We start from the raw sequence: 2,809 nt of genomic DNA, 5'->3' as shown, positions 1-2,809 counted from the left end.
CTCGACGCCTGGCGCGGCGTCGGCACCGCCGGCGCCAAGGCGCGCGCCGATTGGGAAGGCCGCCTTGCCAAGGCCGACGCCAAGCTGAAGGGCGAATTCGAGCGCCGCCTCGCCGGCAAGCTGCCGGACAATTTCGACGCCGTCATCGCCGAGTACAAGAAGAAGCTCTCGGCCGACAAGCCGAAGGTGGCCACCCGTAAGTCCTCGGAAATGGCGCTGGAAGTGATCAACGGCGCTGTTCCCGAAACCATCGGCGGCTCGGCCGACCTCACCGGCTCCAACAACACCAAGACCAGCCAGACCAAGAACATCACTCCGGACGACTACGGCCAGCGCTATGTTCATTACGGCATCCGCGAGCACGGCATGGCGGCGGCCATCAACGGGTTGACGCTGCATGGCGGCCTGATCGCCTATGGCGGCACCTTCTTGTGTTTCTCCGACTATGCCCGGCCCTCGATGCGCCTTGCCTCGCTGATGGGCATCCGCTCGATCTTCGTCATGACCCATGACTCGATCGGTCTCGGCGAGGACGGCCCGACCCACCAGCCGGTCGAGCATCTGGCCGCACTGCGCGCCATTCCGAACCACAACGTCTTCCGCCCGGCCGACGCGGTCGAGACGGCGGAATGTTGGCAGCTGGCGTTGGAGTCCGAAAAGACGCCTTCGACGCTCGCGCTGACCCGCCAGAACCTGCCGACCGTGCGCAGCGAACACAGCGAGAAGAACCTCAGCGCCTCGGGCGCTTATGAGCTTGCCGCGGCAAACGGCGAGGCGGCCGTGACGATCTTCGCCACGGGCTCGGAGGTCGAGGTCGCCCTCGGCGCCCGCGAGTTGCTCGAAAAACACGGCCATCCGACCCGCGTCGTATCGGTGCCCTGCTTCGAGCTGTTCGACCAGCAGGACGAGGACTATCGCAGGAAGACCATCGGCAACGCCGAGGTGAAGGTCGCTATCGAGGCCGGCATCCGCCAGGGCTGGGACCACCTGATCGGTATCGACGGCATCTTCGTCGGCATGACCGGCTTCGGCGCCTCCGGCTCGATCGAGCAGCTCTATCCGCATTTCGGCATCACCGCCGAGGCCGCGGCGAAGGCCGTGGAGGCACGCCTGCACGGCAAGTGAGCCATCGCATGTCGCTCAAAAGCGCGCAGCGATCTCGAGCGGCATGCACAAAAAGCAACGCCCCGTCCGGCGAAGCCCTTCAAAGGATGTCGCCGGACTGGACCAACCTAATCGATTTAAATTCCGGCTTCTACGGCTGGATTCTTTGCACGCCCGCCGCTATGAAGCAGCGGACCCATCCACTTTCCAGTCCCCAGGGAGAGAAACATGACCGTCAGAGTTGCCATCAACGGATTTGGCCGCATCGGCCGCAACATCCTGCGCGCCATTCATGAATCCGGCCGCAAGGACATCGATGTCGTCGCCGTCAACGACCTCGGGCCGGTAGAGACCAACGCGCATCTGCTCCGCTACGACAGCGTGCATGGCCGCTTCCCGCATGAAGTGACGGTCGACGGCGACCAGATCTCCGTCGGCAAGGAGAAGTTCAAGGTCACCGCCATCAAGGATCCGACCCAGCTGCCCTGGAAGGATCTCGGCATCGACATCGCGCTCGAATGCACCGGTATCTTCACTGCGCGCGACAAGGCTGCCGCGCATCTGACCGCCGGCGCCAAGCGCGTCATCGTCTCGGCCCCGGCCGAAGGCGCCGATCTCACGGTCGTCTACGGCATCAACCACGACAAGCTGACCAAGGACCACGTCGTCATCTCCAACGCGTCCTGCACCACCAACTGCCTGGCCCCGCTTGCCGCCGTGCTGCACGAGACCGTCGGCATCGAGAAGGGCATGATGACGACAATCCATTCCTACACCGGCGACCAGCCGACGCTGGACACCATGCACAAGGACCTTTACCGGGCCCGCGCCGCGGCGCTGTCGCAGATCCCGACCTCCACCGGTGCCGCCAAGGCGATCGGTCTGGTGCTGCCCGACCTCAAGGGCAAGCTCGACGGCATCTCCATCCGCGTGCCGACCCCGAACGTCTCGGTCGTCGATTTCAAATTCATCGCCAAGCGCTCGACCACCGCGCAGGAGATCAACGAAGCGCTGGTCGCCGCCTCCAAGGGCAAGCTGAAGGGCGTGCTCTCGGTCACCCATCACCCGAACGTCTCGATCGATTTCAACCACGATCCGCACTCCTCGATCGCGGCGCTCGACCAGACCAAGGTCATGGACGGCAACTTCGTCTCGGTACTCTCCTGGTACGACAACGAATGGGGCTTCTCGAACCGCATGGGCGACACGGCTGTCGCCTTCGGCAAGACCATCGCCTGACCTCAGGCTTCCTTTTTGATCGTGTGAAACGCCCGGCTTCGGCCGGGCGTTTTTCGTTCGACGCAGCGGCATGGGGCAAAAAAGCCACGCTGCCGCCTTGCACTGGTCATGTCTTCGCCCCACTCTGCCGTAAAGCGGGAGGGACGCGGATTTGAGGGGCAATTCCGGATGGAGCATGCGATCTATCTCGTGACGCTGGTCGGCACAGCGCTTGTTGTCGCCGCCGCCTTTTCGAGCCTGATCGCCTTTCGCTTCGGCGCACCCCTGCTGCTCCTCTTCCTCTGCATTGGCCTTGCCACCGGGGTCGACGGCCTTGGCATCGAATTCGACAATGCGCGGCTGGCTTATTTCGCCGGCTCGTTGGCTTTGGCCATTATCCTGTTCGATTCCGGTTTCGGCACGCCGCTCAACGCCTTGCGCCAGGCGGCCGGGCCGGCGCTGTCGCTGGCCACCGTCGGCGTCCTCC

General features: G+C 64.2%; 3 protein-coding genes. All 3 read left to right on the top strand.

The window, feature by feature from the left end:
• On the top strand, positions 1–1,125 hold a 1,125-nt coding region (locus EOA60_RS27140; RefSeq protein WP_281060783.1), incomplete at its 5' end, for a transketolase C-terminal domain-containing protein.
• A gap of 207 nt (positions 1,126–1,332) precedes the next feature.
• On the top strand, positions 1,333–2,343 hold the full coding sequence (gene gap, locus EOA60_RS27135) for a type I glyceraldehyde-3-phosphate dehydrogenase (RefSeq protein WP_127334720.1): 1,011 nt from the start codon (positions 1,333–1,335) through the stop codon (positions 2,341–2,343).
• Positions 2,344–2,511: 168 nt separating this feature from the next.
• The coding region (locus EOA60_RS27130) for a cation:proton antiporter (protein ID WP_206628263.1) at positions 2,512–2,809 on the top strand (298 nt) is incomplete at its 3' end.

This window comes from Mesorhizobium sp. M1A.F.Ca.IN.020.06.1.1, assembly GCF_004023265.1.
Classification (GTDB): domain Bacteria; phylum Pseudomonadota; class Alphaproteobacteria; order Rhizobiales; family Rhizobiaceae; genus Mesorhizobium.
The sequence above is the reverse complement of the archived record's forward strand: the minus strand, read 5'-3'. Positions and strand labels throughout refer to the sequence as shown.